This is a genomic window from Streptomyces sp. NPDC018019 (assembly GCF_044327805.1).
In the GTDB taxonomy this organism is placed as follows: domain Bacteria; phylum Actinomycetota; class Actinomycetes; order Streptomycetales; family Streptomycetaceae; genus Streptomyces.
In genome coordinates, this window is record NZ_JBIRGD010000011.1 from 1 (window position 1) to 18,805 (window position 18,805).

An 18,805-nucleotide genomic window follows, 5' to 3' on the forward strand; every position below is an offset into this window, starting at 1 on the left:
CCGAGGCGTTCGTCGGCGAGCTCGTAACGGGTACGCCGGCCATCGGGCGTGGTGACGACCAGACCGCAGTCGCGCAGGCAGGCCAGGTGGTTCGACAGCCGGGTACGGGAGATCTCCAGGGCATCGGCGAGGTCGGCCGGGTAGGCCGGTGCCGTGCGCAGGGCGAGCAGGATGCGGCAGCGGATGGGATCGGCGAGAGCGCGGCCGAACCGCGCCAGCACGTCGATGTCAGCGGCGAGTGTCAGCACCCTCCGACAGTACACGATTCCCTGAATTCACATCTTCATGAATCGTTCGTTCCGGCTGCGTCTCACCGAGGTGGCACCGTAAGCAGGGCGGAAGCTGCTGGCCTGGGTGTCCCAGTTGTCGGCGGCCAACCGGCTCACGCCGGGACGCCGACGGGAGACGTAAGCCGGGAGCCTGGGGACTGCCCATCTGACCTGCCGCTGCGCGCGTACGTCAGGTCGGCGCCGCACCGATCTCTCCGGTGGGGTGGCATGACCGTGCCTTGTATCTGCAGAGGCCGCGCGCCGATGACTCCGTGTGACAGTTGAGCGAGCCATCTGCACATCACCGGGTGGAGCGGTCGCTGCGGTAGCTTCTTTGAGCGATGCGTGGCGCACCACATAGGTTGGCGTTATGAGGGGTGGTCTGACTGTGTGAGCATTCAGGCCCGCTCGCTTCTTGGGCCCCGCCAAATGAGAGGGCGGGCGCTATCTCCTCACCGCCCACTGCACAGCCCGGAGGTGCGCGGAGGCAGTGACGTCCGGTGGTGTGCGGTTGCAGGCGCCGTACCTGATTCCCAGTCCGCGGTGTGTACGCGCTGCCGTCGCGCGGGTGCCGTGGCCGGGCCCGCTCGCGTGAGGCGGCCGGGCCCCGCGGTCACCTCGCGACCAAAGCGCCGCTGGTGTTGGCGACGCACCGGGCCCAGCATGGCTGTTCGCGCCACCGCTCGCGAGCGTCAGCCGTCGTCGTCCGGATCGTCTCGGGAGGCGCGCTGCCCCCGCGTGAACGCGAGGATACTGCCGACGACGGCGATCATGGCGATGGCCAGGGCGATGCTGATTCCACCCTCGGTGTCCCAGTACACGTCTTCCAGGCTGATCAGCAGTGCCGCCTCGTCGACGACCAGGGCCAGGCCCACCCCGTAGGCCAGCCCCAGCCAGGCGCGTGCCCGCGCCGAACGTTCGGCCAGGCTCGCCGCGCCCACCACCGCGAGCAACAGGATTCCCCACACGTAGTGGTGGAGGTGCACTCCGCCGGCCTGCACGTCGCCGATCCCGGCCACATCGATGTGGATGAGCCAGGTCAGCAGGCGCATTCCGCCGAAGGTCAGGGCGAACCCCCACCAGGCCAGGACGAAGCCCCGGCGCTTCGGGGAGATGCCGGGCAGCAGTCGCAGCCAGGGCGAGGGCCGCTTGGTGTGCCCGGCCGGTGCGCGGCCGGATGTCTTCGGGGACTTCATCCGGGCTCTCCCACCGTGAACTTCTCGATCAGTACGGCCATGGCGTCCGGCGCGCTGTAGTGGGCCGCGTGAGCCACGCCCGGGACGTCCTCGGCGTGTCCGTCGGCGACCAGGTCTGCCACGCGCCGCGTCCAGGTGCCGGAAGCGATGGTGTCACCCGTTCCCCGTACGACGAGCGTGGGCGCGCGGACCTGGGACAGGTTCGCCTCGAACGACTCGGCCGCGTCCCGCAGCGCGTGGTGGAAGGAAGCGGCGCAGCGCAGGGGGCCGGTCACCAGATAATCGAACGCGGCCAGGGGAAGCAGGCCGACGGGCTCTTTGGGCACGTCGGCGACGAGCCGTCCGAACTGGCGCCAACCGCAGATCCCCGGTTCGAGCGCCGGGCCGACCAGCACCAGACGGCTCACCAGGTGCGGATGGCGGGCGGCCAGAGCCGCGACCACCTGGCAGCCGACCGAATTGGCCACCAGCACACTCGGCCCCAAGGACCATTGCCGGTGCAGGCGGGCCAAGGCATCGGCGAGCTGTCCGACATCGGGCGCACGGCGTGCGGCGGCCCGAGAACGTCCGTTGCCGGGCACATCCGGTACCACCACGCTCGCCCCGCCCGCGGCCAGCCGTCGCGCGAGCGGCACGAAGTACCGCCCCGACAGGCCCAGGCCGTGTACGAGCACCATGGCTGGGCCGCCCTCATGTGGCGCAGGCCCGTACCTGCGAGCGAAGAAACCGGCGTGCGTCATGTGATCCACGTGCCCACCATCGCCTCCCGCACACCCTGGGGCCAGCTCGGCACGCAGGCTGGTCAGCCTGCGGGTGTCGGCCAGATGCGCGATACGGCCATCGGCTGGAAGGCACCCCGGTCTCCCTGGGCGATGCCGTCGGGCTGATGCTCGTCGGGTCGCTGGCGAGGCCTGCATCTTCTTCCCGCCGCTGCGTTGCGCATCGTCAGCATCGGGCGGCGACAGAGCACTGACGTCTCCCCGCTCCTCGAAGACTCCGCCGCTCGGCGCCGCCGCGCCAAACGAGCCCCGTAGGCGGGAGTTACGTAACGCGCTACGTAGATCACATCGGAACGGCACGGAGCGGTCATGCCCGGACGTAAAGTCGACGGCGGCAGGCAGCAGCGGCGCTGAGCGGCACGGCCCTGAAGCGGAATCAGCCCCGCAACGCGAAGAACACGCAAGAGGCACGTACGAGCAAGGGAAACAAATGACCAGGATGACGAAGACCGGGACGAAGACGCGAGGCGGCCGCATGGCCGTGGTCGGTGCACTGGGTCTGGCCTCGGTGGCACTGGCCGCCGCACCGGCGTTCGCCAAGGGCAGTGTCGAGATCACAGCGCCGCACACGGCGCAGGCCGGCAAGACCTTCACGGTCACGGCGCACGGCGACGACGACGCCTCCCAGTACCTGCAAATCTGCCTGGAAAACCACAGCGGCGGTCAGGCCTGGCAGCGGCTGACCTGCGGCACCGTGGTCGACGTCGGCGCCGATGCTCAGGTCACCGCACACGTCAAGGCCGCGCACAGCGGCGTCCTGCAATACCGCGCGGTGGTGTACGGCCTGCTCACCCCCGACGACCGCCACCCCATACGCCAGCGGACCTCTGCACCGGCGACGGTCAACGTTCGCTGAAACCGGCAACGTCGCCCGCGGGCAGCCGACACAGCCACACCACAGCATGGGCCCCGGGGCGCTATGGCTGCCGCCGGGCCCCTGCTGGCCCGTACGCCAGGACGCCCGGATCAGGTCGGAGCAGGTCGGGCCCCCGCCCCCGCCAAGCCGGTCCGCGTCTACCGCGCCATCTGACCACCGCGCCGCCCGGGGCGGCAGCGCGGCCGACGCGGTGGGCGCCCAGTGGTTGGGCTGGGCTCCGCTCCGTCCACCCGGCCGGCCCCTAAAGGCTGGCAACGAGTTCGTCGCGTCCGCTCGCTCCGACCTTGCGGTAGATGGCCTTGAGGTGGTCGTTGACCGTGTGCGGGGACAGGCGGAGTTGTCTGGCGATGCGTTTGGTCGGCATGCCTTGCAGGAGGAGAGCGAGAACGGCCTGTTCCCGGGAGGTGATGCCGCACCAGACGGAGAGGGTCGGCAGCAGCGTCGCGGCCGTGGCGTGTTGGTACGTGACGACGACGGCACCGGGCTCGTCCCCACCGAGGTGCTGTCCGTGGACGCTGATCCAGCCGTTCTTCGTGGCGATCCGGCTTTCCACCGGCGTCCGGGCTCGGCGGGTCAGAAGGGATATGTTCCGGGTGACGTTCCTCAGATGCTCGGTGCTCTCCACCGTCCCGCCCGCCACGGGAGCCACCGGAGTCAGCTGGCGCAGCCACTCCCACACGGTGGGGGTGACGGACCGGATGGCATTGTCGGGGCCGATGACGACGACTCCGGGCGGCAAGCTGAGCCGCGAGGGACACAGCGCCTTGTCCGCCATGAACCGGCGTACGGCCGCGGCGAGCGGTGCGGAGAGCGCTTCGGCTCGTGCCGCGTCGGCCTTGGAAAAAGGCTTGGTGTCCTGCCTGCGTAACAGTACGAGGCCACCCAGCGAGTATCCGGATGCGGCCAGGGCGATCCGCATTTCGCTGCCGAAGCCCTCGGCTGCCATGCCGTTTAGCCGCTGGCTGGCGCGGTGAGCGGTCATTGTGGTGTTGAGCAGCCCGACGCGAGCGGGTCCGCGGAGGAGCTGAGAAAAGGGGTGGGGTTCAGTGCTGAGTGAATCCACCTCCTCCAAACGGTTGTTGAAGGCCGAGCTATAGCCGCCTTCCGAGGTGAAGAAGCACGCGGCGTCGCCGAGCGGGTCCACGCCCGCCAGCATGTAGCCGTCGTGCGGCAAGACACGTTTGAGCTGATGGGACAGCTGGCGACCCAACTCAGGGACGTCAGCCACGTGCTGTGCCTCTGCTACGAGCATGTGCCGAAGCTGCTGGGTGCATTCGAGCCTTGCGGTCACTCTTCGAGCGTAGCCCGAGGAGAGCGGCTGAGGAGGCTGACCGAGGAGAACGACCGAGGGCACGAGCTGCGAAGGCCGGCCGAAGAGAGCGGCCGAGACGGGATGGTGACGCAGCCCACCGGCGCCTGGGCCGGCCCGGGACCTCGCCCGTCCCCCCGTGTACGGGCGAGGTCACCAGCGGCTCCGGAGACCAGCGCAAGGCCACCAGGACCGCGACCACCGGGGGCAAGACCGCCGAGGTCAAGCCCGCCGGGGCCTCCGGCTAGTGCGTACGGAGCCGCGGGCAGGGAGGCGTACGCATCAGCAGCACGCCACCCCGGCCACCGGTCAACCGATGTAGATGCTGGCCCGGATGAGGAGGTCGTCGTCCCAGTCGACCTCCCCGCGGAGCAACATGTAGCCGTCGAAGGGGACGACGTTATAGGTGTGCAGAGTCGCCGACCCCAGAAACGGGGTATTGCTGCCCGGCTCGCACTCTGTGAGAGACACCCACAGCAGGCTTCCGGGAACAACCGGAATATTGATTCGCTGATTGAAGATGCGATGCGCCCGGAAGAAGGCGTACCACGCTCCGGAGGCGGCGGCTTCCGCAGTGTCCGGAGCGTACTCCGTCTTGACCGCAGTCACAGCAGTGGACTCACTCGCCTGTTCCGACCCCTTGGTTTCCATCTTTCCCTTACCTCGCTTCCGGGCCGGGCGGCCCATTCGTGCGGCGCTTCGCGGTGCCGGCCATCCGGCCCGTGTGCGCCTTCAAGTAAGAGAGTGACTCACGCGCAGGGAGCGGAGTATCCCGAGAATTAGGGGGTGGCCCGGCTGTGTACAGCACGGACCGGTAGTCGCCGGGTACGGAGCCGAGGTAGTCGTGTCCGGTCATGTGGCGCCAGGCCGGGGGTTCATGCCGTTCATCGGCGGCAGGCGCTGGCGGCGACGGCGGGCAGGAGGACGAGGGAGAGGATGCCGCCGGTGAGGGCGAGGGCGGGGTAGCTGGCGGCGGCGACCATGATTCCGGAGGCCATGCCGCCGGTGGCGCCGGCGATGGCGATGGAGACGTCGACCAGCCCCTGGGTCTTGGCCCGGGTGGCGAGCGGGACGACGTCGGTGATGATCGCGGTACCGGAGACGAGACCGAAGTTCCAGCCGATGCCCAGGAGGGCCAGGGCGAGCGCGAGGAGCGCGACGGAGTCGCCGGGCGCCGCCGCGGCGAGGAGGCCGGAGGCCAGCAGCGTACTGCCGGAGGCGGCGGCGATCTTCGCGCTGCCGTAGCGGTCGACGAGCCGGCCGGTCAGCGGGGAGGGCAGGTACATGGCGCCGATGTGGATGGCGATGACGAGGCCGGAGGCGGCGGTGCCATGGCCGTGGTCGTGCATGTGGACCGGCGTCATCGTCATGATCGCGACCATGACGAGCTGGGTGAGGACCATGACGAGCGCTCCGAGGACGACGCCCCCACGGTTTTCCTCCGTGACGGCGTCGGGGGCATCGGGGGCGGACGGAACGTTCGCGGTGCCGGATTCCTTGGCCTCGGCCACGGTACGGGCCAGGAGGTACGGGTCGGGCCGCAGCCAGCGGGCGAGGACGAGCGCGGCCAGCGCGTAGGCGGCGCCGGAGAGGATGAAGGGTCCGGCGAGGTAGGGGATGCCAAGGTGTTCGGCGAAGCTGCCGGTGGGGGCGGCGAGGTTGGGGCCCGCGACACCGCCGAGTGTGGTGGCGACCAGGACGGTGGAAACGGCGCGGGCCCGGTGGCCGGGGCGGGCGAGGTCGGCACCGGCGTAGCGGGCCTGGAGGTTCGTGGCGCTGCCGGAACCGTAGACGAAGAGGGCGGTGAACAGCAGGACCGGGTTGTCGAGGACGGCTGCGACGAGGACACCGGCTGAGCCGATGGCGCCCGCGAGGTATCCGACGGCGAGTCCGGGGCGGCGGCCACGGGCCTGCGAAATGCGGCCGACGGCGACGGCGGCGAGGGCGGACCCGGCGGTGAACAGGGCGCTGGGCAAGCCGGCGAGGCTGGTGGAGCCGAGCATGTCCTGGGCGAGCAGGGCACCGACGGTGACGCCGGCCGCGAGACCGGCGCCGCTGAGGACCTGAGAGGCGACCAGGACACGCAGGATGCGGCGTTGTGCGTGGGCGGGATCGGATATATCAGGTATAGCGGCCGTCGTTTCGGTGGGTGCAGTGCTGGTCATGGCTCTTCCTGGTCGGTGGGGTCGGTGGGCTTGTCGTGCGCGAGGTGGCGGGCGGCCCCGCACCGGCAAACTGCCGACTCTCCTCTCCCTCCCCTCCCCCGCGGCATGAGGCCGGAAGGGCCCCCATAACCAGCGCCCCGGTACGCGAACGACGCCCGGCCGATGCTCGGCACCCCGGATTTCAGCCGGGCGAGGCCCATGTATCAGTCCGTGCCCGCTGGTGTCGGCGCAGGCGGTACCCAGCGCTGGTTGCGACGCTGCTGTGAGCGCACTCCGTAGTCGGTCTTGAGTTCCTCCGGGATGGCGTATTGCATGACCCGGCCGCGGGTGAGGGAGCCGAGTTCGAAGGCGGTGAGCAGGTTGCCTGCCTTGTCCAGTGCCCATTCTCCCAGCGGGCTGCTGTCCTCGATGGTCTCCAGCACACCGAGGACGATGGGGACGGCCTTGGCTGCCGTGTCCCAGGGACTGCGCGGGATCTCCAGCCAGTCGGCGATGGTCGGGCCGACCAGGAACCGGATGGTGGCCGGGACGATCGGGTCGAAGAGGGTGCCGGGGACGACGTCCTCGTACATCCGCATCAGCTGGTTGTTCAGACGTACCCCGTCCTCGGACGGCCCCAGGTTGCGGGTGAGGTAGATGTCGGCGTACGCGCGGGCCTCGGTGAGGTTCTTCGGGGCCGACTCCATGTCGCAGCCCAGGATGGCCCCGACGACACGCCAGGCGTAGTAGTACGCCTCCGCCCCCTCCTCGCTCATGTGGATGCCGAGGCGGTGCATCGCGTCCAGGACCAGGATCGAGAAGCAGATCTGCCCGCCGATCATGTCTTCCTGGCACAGCGGCGTGCCGTAACGTTCCGTGTCCCAGCGGCCCGTCTTGGTCAGGTGATGGCGCACCGCGGCGTGCAGCAGACGGACCTTCTGGGCGGCCGGGATGAACTTGCTGCCCTCTTCGAAGGCGTTGGTCTGCATCAGGTAGGTGACGAACTGTCCCGTGTTCGCCATCCGACGCGACGGATAGTCCATGGAGTGCGTGGAGGCGAGCAGTTTCGCCACGCGTGGTACGGCGTAGGTCGCCGGCATGGCGGCGAAGGACAGGCCGGTGTTGATGTGCGCGGCGTTGTCCATGAAGAACAGCCGCGCGCGCTCCATGATGTCCCAGTCCACCCACTTGGGCGGCATGCCGGTCGCTTCGAGGTAGGAAGCCGCCGAGGGCGGCAGCCCTTCCGGCAGCTTGTTGCCTGCGGTGGTGAAGAAGCGCATGAGGGTGTTGAAGTCTCGCACCTCTCCGCGGTCGAACATGGCCGCGACGGTTGCGTCGGCGAGCGGGTCGCCTTGCATGCGCAGCTCGTCCAGCATCGTGTCGGTGTACCGCGCGGCGGTCTCAGTAGTCACGGGTTCCTCGTTTCTCGTGCTGTCACAGGGACCGGTCGGTTGCCGAGTCCGCCAGGGCGCCGAGTGCCGCGCGGGCCGGCGGCGGCAGCGCCACGGAGTCCAGCGCCGCACGGGCCCGCGCGATCCGCTCCTGGATCATGTCTTCGATGCGCTGCCGGGCACCGCTGCGCTCCATCAACTGCCGTACGTGTGCTGCATCGGCCTCGTCCAGTGAGGGTTTGCCCAGCACCTCTTCGAGCTGCCGTTCCTCGTCCGCGGACAGCAACGAGGCGGTCACTGCGAGCAGCGCGGTGGGCTTCTTGTCCCGCAGGTCGTCGAGGTTCGACTTGCCGGTCTCGACCGGGTCGCCGAAGACGCCCAGCAGGTCGTCGCGGAGTTGGAACGCCTCGCCCAGCGGCATCCCGTATCCGGTGAAGGCGGCGAGCACACTCGGGGACGCGCCGCCGAGTGTCGCGCCCATGTGCAGGGGGCGCTCCACCGTGTACTTGGCCGTTTTGTACCGGGCCACCTCCAGTGACTCGGCAACCTTGGGTACGACACTTCCCGTCCGCAGGACCTCCAGGAATTCGCCCGCGACGGTCTCGCGCAACAGCGATGACCACAGGGGCACCGTCCGCGCCACGTACGCCCCGGGCAGACCACACGTGGCAAAGACCTGGCCCGCGTACCCCATCAACAGGTCACCGAGCATCATGGCCAACGCGGCGGAACGGTCCTGGCGCGAGCCGTGGGGCGCCCCGGCCGGGGTGCCCCAGGTGCCGGCGCCGCCCTCGGCGAAGGCGGCATGGGCCGTCGGCACTCCGTGCCGCAGGCGACTGTCGTCGATGATGTCGTCGTGGGTGCATGCGGCCGCGTGCACCAGCTCCATGGCTGCCGCGGCCTTGACCACGCCCTCGCAGTCCGGCTGCCCGGCGGCCCGCCAGCCCCAGTACAAGAACGCGGCGCGCAGCCGCTTCCCGCGGGTCAGCGACACACGCAACTGCGCGCACAACGGGGCGAGTTCCTCCGACACTCGGAGCAGTTCGCTCTCCTCCTCGTCGACCAGCCGGCGCAGGCACGCATCGACTCTCCTCTTGAGCTCGTCGGCGTTATTCATGCGGCCTGCCGGCCCGCTTCACTGCCCGGGAAGCCATCAGCTCCAGATAGTTCTCGGTCTCCGGGGTGATGCGCCGGGAGGCGAGCTCTCCGCGGGTACGCAGTTCATCGACTCCGTCGGCGAAAAGTTCCCGCATGTCGGAGCGGCGCAGCAGTCCTTGGCCCCGGTCGGCGACCTGACGTACGTGATCGAGCACGAGGTCGGCGACGCCGACTGCGAGAAGGAAGGCTTGTTCGAGCCCGGCCGTGGCTTTCCGGCCGGTTGTTCCGGCGGGTGCGGTGTCGCTTTGTTGTCCCTGTTCAGACATTTCCGGTGCTCCTGTGCGGATCAAGTCCTGTGGGGAGCCATCAGTGAACCGATACGGCACCGGTCAGGTCCGGTCTTTGGGCGCTCCGTCCCCCTCGCGAGGTCATCGTTTCCTACGAAAGAGTGACGATCAGCCCAACGTGTGGTCAGTGTCGGTTTGACGGCCTACGGCGGTTGGTGCGATGGCTGCGAGGACCGACCGCTGGCTGCTGATGACGTGCTCAATGCGGTGCTCGATGCGGCGCGAGCTGCGAGCTGCGAGCTGCGAGCTGCCTCATCGTGAGATTCGTGCGGTAGTGGCGGCCAGCGGCAGCCGCCACGGAACCGGGAGCGGTTCGAATGGCAAAATGGCGGTTTCTGATCGAGGAGATGCACCATGACCGCCCGCCGTCCCAGCCTTCTGTACGTTACCGATCTGGCCTACCAGGCCCGCGGGCGGCGTTACTGCGACGAGGACATCTTCCTGTCGTCCCGTCTCCGCGCGGACTTCGACGTCGCGTTGTGCCACCCGCTCGACGCCGCGGCCCTGATGGGCCGTTTCGATGCCGTCGTTGTCCGCAACAGCGGGCCGGTGCTGCACTACCAGAAGGAGTACGACGCCTTCCGCGAACAGGCCGCGATGCTCGGAACCCGGATCTACAACCCGCTGACCGGCCGGGCCGACATGGCGGGCAAGCAGTACCTGCTGGATCTGACCGCGGCCGGGTACCCCGTCATCCCCACCGTCGACCAGCCCCAGGCCCTGGAGCGTCTGCCTGCGAGCGACCGGTACGCGGTCAAGCCGAAGGCCGGGGCGGACTCCATCGGCCTGTCCTTCGTCTCCCGGGAGGAGCTGGAAGACCTCGCCTACGGCGGCATCCTGGTCCAGCCACGCATCGACTTCCGCTACGAGGTGTCCTTCTACTACGTCGACGCCGCATTCCAGTACGCCCTCCACGCTCCCGCCCCCGACCGGCGCTGGGTCCTGGAGCCGTACTCGCCCACGGAAGCCGATCTGGCCTTCGCCCGGAGCTTCATCGACTGGAACACGCTCGACCACGGCATCCAGCGCGTGGACGCCTGCCGTACCCAGGAGGGCGACCTGCTCCTGGTCGAGCTGGAAGACCTCAATCCCTACCTGTCCCTCGACCACGTCAGCGAACAGACTCAGAACACTTTCGTCACCAGCGTGACGGATTCTCTCCATCAGTTCTTGATGGCCACGGCCTGATCGACACGTGGATACGTGGATACGTCGATACATGGTTACGCAGACACGTAGGTAGAGAGACAGGTGGACAGCTCAGGGCCGGGCAGGGACCAGGCCTCTGCCCGGACGGGCCGGGGTCAGCCCGTCCGGGGCGGGAAGAGCGCTGCCATGCCGTCGATCGACTCGGGGCCGTACCCGACGGAGCCGACCGGCACGCGGGACTGGGTGGCCTCGATGACCTTGGCCGTCCACACGGGGCCGAAGCCGCCGCACAGTTCTATGAGCTGGACGCCCTCGTCCACCAGGGCCGCCGCCACCTCGGTCGGAGCCGGCCGACGCAGTTCGGCGCCCGCTTCGCCTACCCCGTCGCCGGCGAGCTGAGTTCACTGTCGGCCGCCGCCGTGGGGCGCCCGGTCGGGCGCCGCGTAGATGCGCGCGCGTCCCTTGCGGGCCGAACAGGATGAGGGTCTCGACCGAGCCGCCGTCGGCGCTGCCCAGCCAATGCGGCAGGGACGTGTCGAACTCGGCCGCCTCGCCGGGTGGCAACATCAGGTCGCGCTCGCCGAGCAGGAGCCGAAGACGGCCGTTGAGCACATACAGCCATTCGAAGCCTTCGTGGGTCTGCGGGGTCGGTTCGAGGGGTTCCGGCCGGCCCGGAATGATCATCCTGAACGCCTGCGTACCGCCTGGCCGCCGGGACAACGGAACGAAGACCATCCCGAACCGCCGGACCGGCTTCAGATGGATCCGCGGATCCCCTGTGCGCGGGGCGCCGACGAGATCGTCCCAGGGAACGTTGTACGTACGGGCCAGCGGCAGCAGCAACTCCAAGGTCGCCCGGCGCCGTCCACTCTCCAGCCGGGACAGCGTGCTCTCCGACACGCCGGTCACCGCCGCGAGGGCAGCGAGCGTGATCCCGCGTTCGCGACGCGGTGCGCGCAGTCGGGGCACCACGGAATCGAGCACATCGTCCGATTCGCGATCCCCTCGCCCACCTTGCCAGAACTGCAAGAAGCCGTGCCAGAACATGGCGGGCCGGGCAAGACTGTGACGCGTTTCCCGGCCGAAGGAGCCCCTGATGAGCACCCCCACTGCCCTCACGTTCTGGGACGGCGTCTACGCGTCCCGTCCACCGGCCACCGACCCGCTTCCGAACGTCCGGCTCACCGAGACGGTCCCGGACCTGGCACCCGGCGACGCGCTCGACCTCGGATGCGGCCATTACCTGCACACTCCCCTGGCACTGGACAGGGCAGCCGTCCTGCGCACAGCCGCGCGCTCCTTGCGCCCGGGCGGGCGGCTGCTGGTCGTCGACCACGCTGCGACCGCTCCGTGGTCGTGGGACCAGGCCCCCGAAGTCCGGTACCCCGGTCCGCGGGAGGTCGCCGCGGACATCAGTCTCGATCCGGCGACATGGACGGTCGAGCGGGCCGAATCGCCCCGCCGGATCGCGACCGGGCCGGGCGGGCACACCGCCGAGGTCACCGACCACGTCCTGGTCATCCACCGCACCGGTTGAACCTGCCGGCTCCCGCAAGGAGGCACCATGCCCACCGCTCCCAGCCGCAACCGCCGCGGCGACACCCCGCCGCCCCGGACCGGAAACAGCGAGGCCGAGGTTCTGCACGGCTTCCTCGGCTACCTCCGACCCACGGGCGCCGCGAAGGTCGACGGTGTCCCCGAACCGCAGGTGCGAACGCCCGCAGTCCCGTCGGGCACGAACCTGCTCGGCCTCCTCGACCACCTCACCTACGTCGAGCGGGCCACATTCTTCGGGGAGCGGGTCACCGACTGGCAGGCCACCTTCCACGCCGGTCATGCGGACGTCCTCCGCGAGCTGATCGACGGCGCGACCGGACGCTGACGCCATCTGCCTCCGTGCTCGGGCGTGAGCGTAGGGCCGCACAGCAACTGGTGTTGTGCGGCCCTATTTGCCGGCGGCATACCGTATCGCCGAAGCCTTTGAGCGTATGGGCGGTGAAACCGTCGGCCGGAATGCCGGCCGACGGTCCGAGGGGGCTACGGGGCGCAGGTCGGTACGGTGCGGGGCCCAGGGCAGTACGGCGCCCCCGGCCCGAGGCAATCTCTTACCGGAACAGGCGGTCACCGCTGTTCGCCATACGGTGGGTGCCGCTGTGGCTGTTCACCCAGTCACGGAGATGCTTGATGGCGTTGGCGCACTGCCAGCCGTTGTCGTACTCGCGCTCTCCCGTGAAGTTGCCGTAGCCCGCGATGATGCCGTCCACCCGCGCATCGCCGAGCAGTTTGTCGACGTACCACGGGTCGTTATAGGTGGTCGTCCAGGACAACGTGGCCGCGAGCCGCCCAGCAGAACGGTCCGCAGCGCCCTTCTTCAGTTCAGCGCACGTGTTGTAACCGGCTTCCGTGCAGTTGCCGAATCCCTTGGCGATGTTGTTGTCGCCGTAGTCCATCACCCGACGGCCGGTCGGAAACCCGGAACCGGAACGGTTGAATGCGTTCTGGACCTGATCGCGGGTCCCGGTCGTCGTGATGCCCTCCAGTTGGCCGAGCTTGCCTTCCAGGCTCTTCCAGCCCCTGCCGCCGACGTCCGGGGTGTTGCCACCGTGGTACTCGTAGAAGCCGTAGAGCACCTGGATCCCGGCGGCCGTCAGCCTCTGGGCCTTGTCGCGCAGGCCGGCGACGCTGCACCCGCGGTTCTGCGCTTCTCCGCAGTAGTTGGGGTCCTTGATGTCCAGCCAGACCAGGGCCAGTCGGCGCCCGGAATTGGCGTTGGAGACAATGCGGTCCAGCATGCTGTCGAAGCTGGTTCCGTACCGGTTGTCGCCGGCCGAGGAGCAGTCGTGCCAAGCGCGCCATTCGTTCGGGTTCCACCAGGCGCAGACGTCGATTTCGATGGCGTTGGCGCCGTGGTTGAGCGCGGCGTCCACGCCGTCCAGGGTGTTGACCCGGTGCGCGATGGCGTAGATCGCGTGCCGCTGATCGGCTGCTGCCGCCGGAGTCGTACTGAGGGCGGTGGCCCCGACGAACCCGCACAGTGCCGCTATCAGCGCCAGTACCGTCCGCAGGCCGGCGCCCTGTCGAAGGTGAGTGGTCAAGAAAGGTACTCCTTCATGTCCGTTCTGTCCGTCGCGAAGCTATCGCGCCCGGCATGGCTTCCATGACGCATTCTCGGACTGCTTACGACGCCAAATGGCCATTTTGCACGCCGAGTTAGACGTTGTTTCAGTTGGTGAGCTTGCGATAGCTGATGAGTGCTGCGGCGATGCCGACGAAGGCGAGGAAGTGCTCGGCCTTGCGCTCGTAACGGCGGTGCAGGCGGCGGCAGCCGGCCAGCCAGGACACGGTTCTCTCAACCACCCAACGGTGGCGGCCCAGCCGCTGTGAAGACTCGGCACCCTTACGGGCGATGCGGTGACGGATGCCCCGCTCACGAAGCCACCTTCGCAGATGAGGGTAGTCGTAGCCCTTGTCGGCGTGCAGCTTGGCCGGCCGTCGGCGGCGAGGCCCGCGGCGGGAACGGATGGGCGGAATGCCACGCACCAGCGGCTGCAGGCCCAGGCTGTCGTGCGTGTTGGCGGCGGAGATGCCCAGCGACAGCGGCAGCCCGTTGCGGTCGGTGATCAGGTGGATTTTCGATCCGCTTTTGCCGCGGTCGGTCGGATTCGCTCCGGTCAGCGGCCCCCTTTTGCCGCTCTGAGGCTGACGGAGTCGATCGCGCACCGTGACCAGTCCAGCTCGCCGCGGGCGCCCAGCTCGTCGAGGAGCACCCGGTGGAGCTTTGCCCAGACACGGCCCCGGCTCCAGTGGGCGAAGCGCCGGTAGACGGTCGGCCAGGCCGGACCGAAGACCGGCGGTAGCTGCCGCCAGGTGCAGCCCGAGGTCGCCACGAAGATGACCGCGGCCAGCACCTCACGGTCCCCGGACCGCCGCCGGCCACCGCCCTGCGGACGCTTGACCTCCGTGGGCGGCACCACCCGCCGGAACAACTCCCACAACTCATCGGCTACCAGCCGTTCCACCAAGCCCACCATGAGCGGCTCAACGACTCACCAGCACCAAAGGAAACGCTGTCTTAGAGGCGACAGACCGGACGCGACCACTAGATAAGGCCACCGGGCAGCCTGGCCCGCGCCGAGTACTAGCGCACCCAGATCTCGTAGAAGGAGTTGCCCTTGTTCACGCAGTCGACCTCGCTGTACATTCCGGTGTCGATGTAATCCTGACGCGCTTCACTTTCGCAGGCCTGCTCTGAGGAGTACCTTCCGCCGCCGGCGACCTTCCAGTCGCCGGCGGAAGCAGCGGTCGCGGTCAGGGGGATGCTGATCACTGCGGCACCGACGGCGAGACCGACAGCGACACGGGAACGCCACGACTTCATACGGCTCTCCTTGCTCGTTCTTCGAGTTGTCAGCCTTCGAGTTGTCAGCGGGTTCGCTTCCGAGCCGGTTTCGCTCAAAGAAGCCTTGCCTGCCGTGGCCGACGCTACGTTCGGGCGCAGCCGCCCCGCACCGTTCGTACGTGATCTACGTAGCGCATTACGTAGTCCCCGCCTACAGAGGCCTCCCCGGCGCGGAAGGGGCACGTCGGCCGACCGCGTACCGCCGCCTACCGCTTGAGGGCTCGGTACCGCTTCAGCAGTGCCGTGAGTTTCGTGGGGTCGGCTCCCCTGTTCAGCTCCCTGACCAGATCGTCCGGGCACAGCTCGTAGAGGTCGCCCCACCAGCGCTGTCCCCGGTTGTCCCAGATCCGATAGCCGCCGGGCGCGCCTCGGGCGACATACCGTCTTCTGGCCACGCTTCTCTCCTGTCTCCGAACTTAAGTACGGTAGCGCGGCCGACGGAGCTGCTTGGAACGTGCGAGAACGGCCACTGCGGCGCGCCCAAGAGACAGCATCAGCCCCAGGGCAACGTGCCTGCGCCCGCCCCCTCGTGCCGACCAAGATCGATTGTCAGTGGCGGGTGAGAAGGTGGAAGCAGTGAAGCGAGGTGATGTGGTCACACGTCCGAATTCGGCCGTCGTCGAAGGGGGCGACATTCTTCGCGGAAGTGGCGGGCAGGGATCATGGTGTCCAAGTGGCCCTAGAAACAAGGCAAGGAACGTTCATGATGCGTACCAACCGGACGATTGCCATCGCCCTCGCCACCCTCACCCTGGCGGGCGCCGCCGGTGCGGGAGCCGCTCAGGCTGCCCCGGCGATGGCCAGTGACACCGCTCCTTCCGCCTGCCGTCCGGCCAACCACATCGCGAAAATCACCACGGCGCCCAGCAGCTCCGGGCACCGCCACTACCGCGTGACCCTGACCGCACCGCGCGGGTACGAGCCGTGCCGACTGGCCGGTTCGCCAACCGACGTCCGGTTCTCGAACCACGGGTCGCAGATCGATATCTCCGCCGGCCGCTACGGCGACCAGAAGACCACGGTGCTCTTCGGTCCCGGCCACCCGGCACACTTCGACGTCCAGGTTCGCAACAATGGCCGCGCCATACCCGCCACCGAAATGTCGTTCACGCTCCAGGCACCGGACGGGGAGATTCCTGGCACGTCCGTCGCCCAGGGCAGCTTCACGGTGGCTGCCGGCACGCTCATCGGCCCGATCCAGAGCGGCGCTTAATCCCGCACAGGGCAGGGAGGTTGTCCAGCGGCAGCGGCACTGCCGCTGGGCAGCACCGCGTCGATTCGTGTCCGGGCTTCGTGTTCGGCTGACCCGCCGATCGGCGAGATGCGTAAGCCCCCGCATTGCGACATCGCGCCACCCCGACCGGGCTTACACCGGTTGCAGCCCCGCACCTCGCGGGCGAAGGCGGCCCTGCCTGGCGAGGCCCTGCGAAATGGAGCTGCCCGGTGGGCGGCATGATGCGTGGCATGGATCAGGGGGATGCAGCCGTCTGGGCTGCGGCACTGGGGATCGCCGGAACGCTGGCGGGCGCGCTCGGCGGCGCGCTCGTCCAAGGCCTGGCGGCCCGGCGGCAGGTGCGGGACCAGGAAGCCGTCGACATCCGGCATCGGTTGCGGGACGAGCGGCGCGCCGCTTTCGCGGCCGTCCTTGATCGGTGCAGCGAAGTGGAGACCACGTTCGGCCCGATCATCGCCGCTCGTGCCCGGCCTGACTGGGATGACGATGCCGACCACCGGGAGCTGTGGGCTCCCACCAACACCGCCTTGGACGCACTTCAGCGGGCGGTGACGACCGTGGCGATCACCGGCCCGGACCGTATGGCCCTGTTGGCCGATGCCATCCATGAGGAAGTCAGAGCCAAGGCGAACAGCATGCGCCTTCCCGCGGCGGATTTCGCGCAGCGTACCCGCATGTTCGTAGAGCACAGCGCGGCGTTGGAAGAAGCGCAGCGCGACTTCATTCAGGAGGCCCGGGCCGTACTCGCCGCCCCGGTGCGCTGACGAGCGCGTGGCACTCCTCGCCGTCTCCCCCGGTCTACGACCTGGGCCGCCGCTGCACGCGGCGTAGCGTAGGCGTAGGCCGGATTCAGCCGGTCCGCGCAATGTCGCGACTGGGGCACAGCCGGCTGCAAGCCGCATGGTCTGTCCGCACAGGGCAGTCGCCCGGAGGGCGGTTTCTCTGCGCCACTCCGGTGCCCCGTTCCCTCAACCGGCGCCCGGTCCCGCTCCGGAGCAGCGTCGATGGCCGGTGCCGTGGCGCCTGTCGTCGTCGCTGCTGCTGAATCACGGTCCTGCGCGTGGGCACCGGCGACCTTACCGCTGCCCGCAGGCACGCTTACCGGTTAGGTGGTCGCGGCTGACGGAAGCGGCGGTTATGCGGGCACGGTCTCGTACGGCGCGGGTTCCGCAGTGGGTGGCCGCGCCGTGCTGTGGAAGAACGGAAAATTCACCGACTACGGCAATCTGGCCGATCCCCCATACGAGAACTGGGTCAGCATCGTAGGGGTGAACACCACCGGCACTGTCGCCGGAATCGCCTACCGGCAGGCCGACGGATTCCCGAGTGCCATCCGTAGGTCTCGTACGATTCGGGCGACCCGTCGCGAAGCGTGCTGTGGGATCGCGACGGCCAACCGCGCGTGATGGCGCGGGGCGACGATGTTTGGGGCATCAATCGGGACGGTCAGATCGTCGGTCGCACCGACGATTCCAGCTGGCACGAATTCGGCGTATGGCTGCTGGCGACGCTCCGTTCCACGTGCCGCTGGGCCCCCGACCGCGGGCTCGCACTCGCTGTTTCCAGCGACGACGGCACGATCGCCGGCCGGAGCTGGAAGATTCCCGGCGGCCGGGACGAACCGACCGTCTGGACCTGCCGCTGAGCGGGCTTGCAGGTTTGCGCCCGAGCCTGCCCGGGCGCAAACCTGCCGGTAGGGCGTTGCAGACCGAGCAGGGAAGCTTCGACCAGTAGTTGGGGGCGTCCATGCCCACATTCGATCAGACGTCGATGGTGGGGTGGGTGGGGCTCAGGTAGTGAATGGCGGTCTGCTCGGCGTGGGGGGCGAGCAGGTTCTGCAATTCGATTGCGGCGGTCTTGAGAAGGTGGCCGTCGCGGGTGCCGTGGAGGGTTTCGAGGGCGAAGGCGACGCGGTGGGAGTCCTCGGTGACGCGGGTGCGATGAGCGTCACGGTGGTTCCAGTGGCGGGTCAGGACACCGGTGGCGTCGGCGTAGATGATCTCGCCGGGCTTGGGGTGCTCGATGGTGTCGGGTTCGCCGAGCGGGGTGAAGGACTCGGTGCCGTCCGCGTGGCGGATGAGGACGTCGCCCGTGACGTGGTCGAGGTCGAAGGCGCCGGCGGGCAGGCCGTGGCGGACGGAGACGGTGTTGTAGGAGTCGACGGCCGGGTTGATGCGCGGCAGGGAGCCCTTCTTCGTGAAGCGGCGGCCGAGCGCGTCGACGCTGGGGCGGATGCGGCGGGGGTTCGTACCGAAGGAGCGGTAGGCGGTGTGCCACGCCTCGATGCGCGGGTCGGACTCGTCGGCGGGCTGCCAAGTGCCGTCGGCCAGCTGCTGCTCCAGATCCTCCAAGGCGGCGGTCGTGTCGGGCCACGGTTCACGGCCGCGCAGGCAGGTGGCGGTGACCACGGTGATGAGGGTGTCGGGGAAGGCGTCGGCGACGGCGGGGGTGATGTGGAAGGTGGTCATGGGTGGGGTTCCGGTTTCTGGGTGGGCGCGGGTGGGGTGGGTGAGTCGGGTGTCAGTCACAGTCAGGTGTTTGGTGGATTGCCGCGGTTCAGGTGGTGGTGGCGTAGAGGGTGTTGGGAGTGGCCGGGTCTGGGTGCGGTCGGGG

The 18,805-nt window shown here is 68.9% G+C and carries 23 protein-coding genes and 1 pseudogene; 8 read left to right on the forward strand and 16 right to left on the reverse strand.

All coding sequences use genetic code 11. The annotated features are described in order from the left end of the window. The 3 genes from ACH4FX_RS19505 to ACH4FX_RS19515 all read right to left on the reverse strand — a co-directional run. The coding region (locus ACH4FX_RS19505) for an ArsR/SmtB family transcription factor (RefSeq protein ID WP_398480527.1) at window positions 1–248 on the reverse strand (248 nt) is incomplete at its 3' end. A gap of 713 nt (window positions 249–961) precedes the next feature. Next, window positions 962–1,465 (reverse strand): hypothetical protein, encoded by a 504-nt coding sequence (locus tag ACH4FX_RS19510; RefSeq protein ID WP_398480529.1) that lies wholly within the window; start codon window positions 1,463–1,465, stop codon window positions 962–964. Continuing rightward, window positions 1,462–2,142 carry an alpha/beta fold hydrolase gene (locus ACH4FX_RS19515; RefSeq protein ID WP_398480531.1) on the reverse strand — a complete coding sequence of 227 codons (681 nt, stop codon included), beginning with the start codon at window positions 2,140–2,142 and terminating at the stop codon, window positions 1,462–1,464. Before ACH4FX_RS19515 ends, ACH4FX_RS19510 begins: the two co-directional genes overlap by 4 nt. 532 nt (window positions 2,143–2,674) lie before the next feature. On the opposite strand from ACH4FX_RS19515, the gene ACH4FX_RS19520 reads away from it, so the two are divergent. After that, complete coding sequence (locus ACH4FX_RS19520; RefSeq protein WP_398480533.1) at window positions 2,675–3,100, forward strand: hypothetical protein; 426 nt, start codon at window positions 2,675–2,677, stop codon at window positions 3,098–3,100. 262 nt (window positions 3,101–3,362) lie between these two features. On the opposite strand, the gene ACH4FX_RS19525 is transcribed toward ACH4FX_RS19520, so the two are convergent. The 6 genes from ACH4FX_RS19525 to ACH4FX_RS19550 form a co-directional block, all read right to left on the reverse strand. Continuing rightward, a complete protein-coding gene (locus tag ACH4FX_RS19525) occupies window positions 3,363–4,412 on the reverse strand; it encodes a response regulator transcription factor (RefSeq protein ID WP_398480535.1) in 1,050 nt (349 codons plus the stop codon). A gap of 327 nt (window positions 4,413–4,739) precedes the next feature. Next, window positions 4,740–5,081 (reverse strand): hypothetical protein, encoded by a 342-nt coding sequence (locus ACH4FX_RS19530; RefSeq protein ID WP_398480536.1) that lies wholly within the window; start codon window positions 5,079–5,081, stop codon window positions 4,740–4,742. Window positions 5,082–5,314: 233 nt separating this feature from the next. Continuing rightward, on the reverse strand, window positions 5,315–6,595 hold the full coding sequence (locus ACH4FX_RS19535) for an MFS transporter (RefSeq protein ID WP_398480538.1): 1,281 nt from the start codon (window positions 6,593–6,595) through the stop codon (window positions 5,315–5,317). A gap of 203 nt (window positions 6,596–6,798) precedes the next feature. Further along, window positions 6,799–7,950 carry an oxygenase MpaB family protein gene (locus ACH4FX_RS19540; RefSeq protein ID WP_398480938.1) on the reverse strand — a complete coding sequence of 384 codons (1,152 nt, stop codon included), beginning with the start codon at window positions 7,948–7,950 and terminating at the stop codon, window positions 6,799–6,801. A gap of 58 nt (window positions 7,951–8,008) precedes the next feature. Further along, the gene (locus ACH4FX_RS19545; RefSeq protein ID WP_398480540.1) at window positions 8,009–9,082 is read right to left on the reverse strand and encodes a polyprenyl synthetase family protein; all 1,074 of its coding nucleotides are present in this window, start codon (window positions 9,080–9,082) and stop codon (window positions 8,009–8,011) included. Beyond that, entirely contained in the window at window positions 9,075–9,389 is a 315-nt protein-coding gene (locus ACH4FX_RS19550; RefSeq protein ID WP_398480542.1) for a polyprenyl synthetase, read from the reverse strand. The genes ACH4FX_RS19545 and ACH4FX_RS19550 overlap by 8 nt, the downstream gene beginning before the upstream one ends. A gap of 375 nt (window positions 9,390–9,764) precedes the next feature. Here ACH4FX_RS19550 and ACH4FX_RS19555 point away from each other — a divergent pair, with 375 nt between their 5' ends. Next, the gene (locus ACH4FX_RS19555) at window positions 9,765–10,598 is read left to right on the forward strand and encodes a hypothetical protein (RefSeq protein WP_398480544.1); all 834 of its coding nucleotides are present in this window, start codon (window positions 9,765–9,767) and stop codon (window positions 10,596–10,598) included. 116 nt (window positions 10,599–10,714) lie between these two features. Here ACH4FX_RS19555 and ACH4FX_RS19560 read toward each other — a convergent pair whose 3' ends face one another. Together ACH4FX_RS19560 and ACH4FX_RS19565 are read right to left on the reverse strand one after the other, a co-directional pair. After that, window positions 10,715–10,879: a DUF6506 family protein gene (locus tag ACH4FX_RS19560; RefSeq protein ID WP_398480545.1), complete on the reverse strand. Its 165-nt coding sequence runs from the start codon at window positions 10,877–10,879 to the stop codon at window positions 10,715–10,717. Window positions 10,880–11,000: 121 nt separating this feature from the next. Beyond that, window positions 11,001–11,606 (reverse strand): annotated as a pseudogene (locus ACH4FX_RS19565) (helix-turn-helix domain-containing protein); the annotation flags it as partial. 49 nt (window positions 11,607–11,655) lie between these two features. On the opposite strand from ACH4FX_RS19565, the gene ACH4FX_RS19570 reads away from it, so the two are divergent. Together ACH4FX_RS19570 and ACH4FX_RS19575 are read left to right on the forward strand one after the other, a co-directional pair. Next, window positions 11,656–12,096 carry an SAM-dependent methyltransferase gene (locus ACH4FX_RS19570; protein WP_398480547.1) on the forward strand — a complete coding sequence of 147 codons (441 nt, stop codon included), beginning with the start codon at window positions 11,656–11,658 and terminating at the stop codon, window positions 12,094–12,096. Between the two features lie 27 nt (window positions 12,097–12,123). Beyond that, window positions 12,124–12,441 (forward strand): DUF664 domain-containing protein, encoded by a 318-nt coding sequence (locus tag ACH4FX_RS19575; RefSeq protein WP_398480548.1) that lies wholly within the window; start codon window positions 12,124–12,126, stop codon window positions 12,439–12,441. Between the two features lie 223 nt (window positions 12,442–12,664). Here ACH4FX_RS19575 and ACH4FX_RS19580 read toward each other — a convergent pair whose 3' ends face one another. From ACH4FX_RS19580 to ACH4FX_RS19595, 4 genes are all read right to left on the reverse strand, one after another. Continuing rightward, window positions 12,665–13,654, reverse strand: a complete 990-nt coding sequence (locus tag ACH4FX_RS19580; RefSeq protein WP_398480549.1) for a phospholipase — start codon at window positions 13,652–13,654, stop codon at window positions 12,665–12,667. 127 nt (window positions 13,655–13,781) lie between these two features. Next, a protein-coding gene (locus ACH4FX_RS19585) for an IS5 family transposase (protein ID WP_398480551.1) occupies window positions 13,782–14,590 on the reverse strand; the annotation gives its coding sequence in 2 pieces (ribosomal slippage) (window positions 13,782–14,240 and window positions 14,243–14,590; 807 coding nt in all). Window positions 14,591–14,697: 107 nt separating this feature from the next. Then, the gene (locus ACH4FX_RS19590) at window positions 14,698–14,937 is read right to left on the reverse strand and encodes a hypothetical protein (RefSeq protein ID WP_398480553.1); all 240 of its coding nucleotides are present in this window, start codon (window positions 14,935–14,937) and stop codon (window positions 14,698–14,700) included. A 227-nt stretch (window positions 14,938–15,164) separates the two neighbouring features. Next, window positions 15,165–15,353, reverse strand: coding sequence for a hypothetical protein (locus ACH4FX_RS19595; protein WP_398480555.1), 189 nt, complete (start codon window positions 15,351–15,353; stop codon window positions 15,165–15,167). 308 nt (window positions 15,354–15,661) lie between these two features. On the opposite strand from ACH4FX_RS19595, the gene ACH4FX_RS19600 reads away from it, so the two are divergent. The 4 genes from ACH4FX_RS19600 to ACH4FX_RS19615 all read left to right on the forward strand — a co-directional run bounded on the left by ACH4FX_RS19600 (window position 15,662) and on the right by ACH4FX_RS19615 (window position 17,837). Next, on the forward strand, window positions 15,662–16,171 hold the full coding sequence (locus ACH4FX_RS19600) for a DUF4232 domain-containing protein (RefSeq protein ID WP_398480557.1): 510 nt from the start codon (window positions 15,662–15,664) through the stop codon (window positions 16,169–16,171). Window positions 16,172–16,401: 230 nt separating this feature from the next. Continuing rightward, entirely contained in the window at window positions 16,402–16,956 is a 555-nt protein-coding gene (locus tag ACH4FX_RS19605) for a hypothetical protein (protein ID WP_398480559.1), read from the forward strand. 345 nt (window positions 16,957–17,301) lie between these two features. Then, on the forward strand, window positions 17,302–17,598 hold the full coding sequence (locus tag ACH4FX_RS19610) for a hypothetical protein (protein ID WP_398480561.1): 297 nt from the start codon (window positions 17,302–17,304) through the stop codon (window positions 17,596–17,598). After that, window positions 17,598–17,837 (forward strand): hypothetical protein, encoded by a 240-nt coding sequence (locus ACH4FX_RS19615; protein ID WP_398480563.1) that lies wholly within the window; start codon window positions 17,598–17,600, stop codon window positions 17,835–17,837. Before ACH4FX_RS19610 ends, ACH4FX_RS19615 begins: the two co-directional genes overlap by 1 nt. Window positions 17,838–17,952: 115 nt before the next feature. Here the strand turns inward: ACH4FX_RS19615 and ACH4FX_RS19620 are convergent, their stop codons facing one another. Further along, window positions 17,953–18,660, reverse strand: a complete 708-nt coding sequence (locus ACH4FX_RS19620; protein ID WP_398480940.1) for a B3/4 domain-containing protein — start codon at window positions 18,658–18,660, stop codon at window positions 17,953–17,955. Window positions 18,661–18,805: the final 145 nt, after the last annotated feature.

Bases quoted from the DNA above. Each gene is read 5' to 3' on its own strand.
- ACH4FX_RS19510 (WP_398480529.1), bottom strand. From the start codon at position 1,465: ATGAAGTCCCCGAAGACATCCGGCCGCGCACCGGCCGGGCACACCAAG.
- ACH4FX_RS19515 (WP_398480531.1), bottom strand. From the start codon at position 2,142: ATGGTGCTCGTACACGGCCTGGGCCTGTCGGGGCGGTACTTCGTGCCG.
- ACH4FX_RS19520 (WP_398480533.1), top strand. From the start codon at position 2,675: ATGACCAGGATGACGAAGACCGGGACGAAGACGCGAGGCGGCCGCATG.
- ACH4FX_RS19530 (WP_398480536.1), bottom strand. From the start codon at position 5,081: ATGGAAACCAAGGGGTCGGAACAGGCGAGTGAGTCCACTGCTGTGACT.
- ACH4FX_RS19535 (WP_398480538.1), bottom strand. From the start codon at position 6,595: ATGACCAGCACTGCACCCACCGAAACGACGGCCGCTATACCTGATATA.
- ACH4FX_RS19540 (WP_398480938.1), bottom strand. From the start codon at position 7,950: ATGCTGGACGAGCTGCGCATGCAAGGCGACCCGCTCGCCGACGCAACC.
- ACH4FX_RS19545 (WP_398480540.1), bottom strand. From the start codon at position 9,082: ATGAATAACGCCGACGAGCTCAAGAGGAGAGTCGATGCGTGCCTGCGC.
- ACH4FX_RS19550 (WP_398480542.1), bottom strand. From the start codon at position 9,389: ATGTCTGAACAGGGACAACAAAGCGACACCGCACCCGCCGGAACAACC.
- ACH4FX_RS19555 (WP_398480544.1), top strand. From the start codon at position 9,765: ATGACCGCCCGCCGTCCCAGCCTTCTGTACGTTACCGATCTGGCCTAC.
- ACH4FX_RS19570 (WP_398480547.1), top strand. From the start codon at position 11,656: ATGAGCACCCCCACTGCCCTCACGTTCTGGGACGGCGTCTACGCGTCC.
- ACH4FX_RS19575 (WP_398480548.1), top strand. From the start codon at position 12,124: ATGCCCACCGCTCCCAGCCGCAACCGCCGCGGCGACACCCCGCCGCCC.
- ACH4FX_RS19590 (WP_398480553.1), bottom strand. From the start codon at position 14,937: ATGAAGTCGTGGCGTTCCCGTGTCGCTGTCGGTCTCGCCGTCGGTGCC.
- ACH4FX_RS19600 (WP_398480557.1), top strand. From the start codon at position 15,662: ATGATGCGTACCAACCGGACGATTGCCATCGCCCTCGCCACCCTCACC.
- ACH4FX_RS19615 (WP_398480563.1), top strand. From the start codon at position 17,598: ATGGCGCGGGGCGACGATGTTTGGGGCATCAATCGGGACGGTCAGATC.
- ACH4FX_RS19620 (WP_398480940.1), bottom strand. From the start codon at position 18,660: ATGACCACCTTCCACATCACCCCCGCCGTCGCCGACGCCTTCCCCGAC.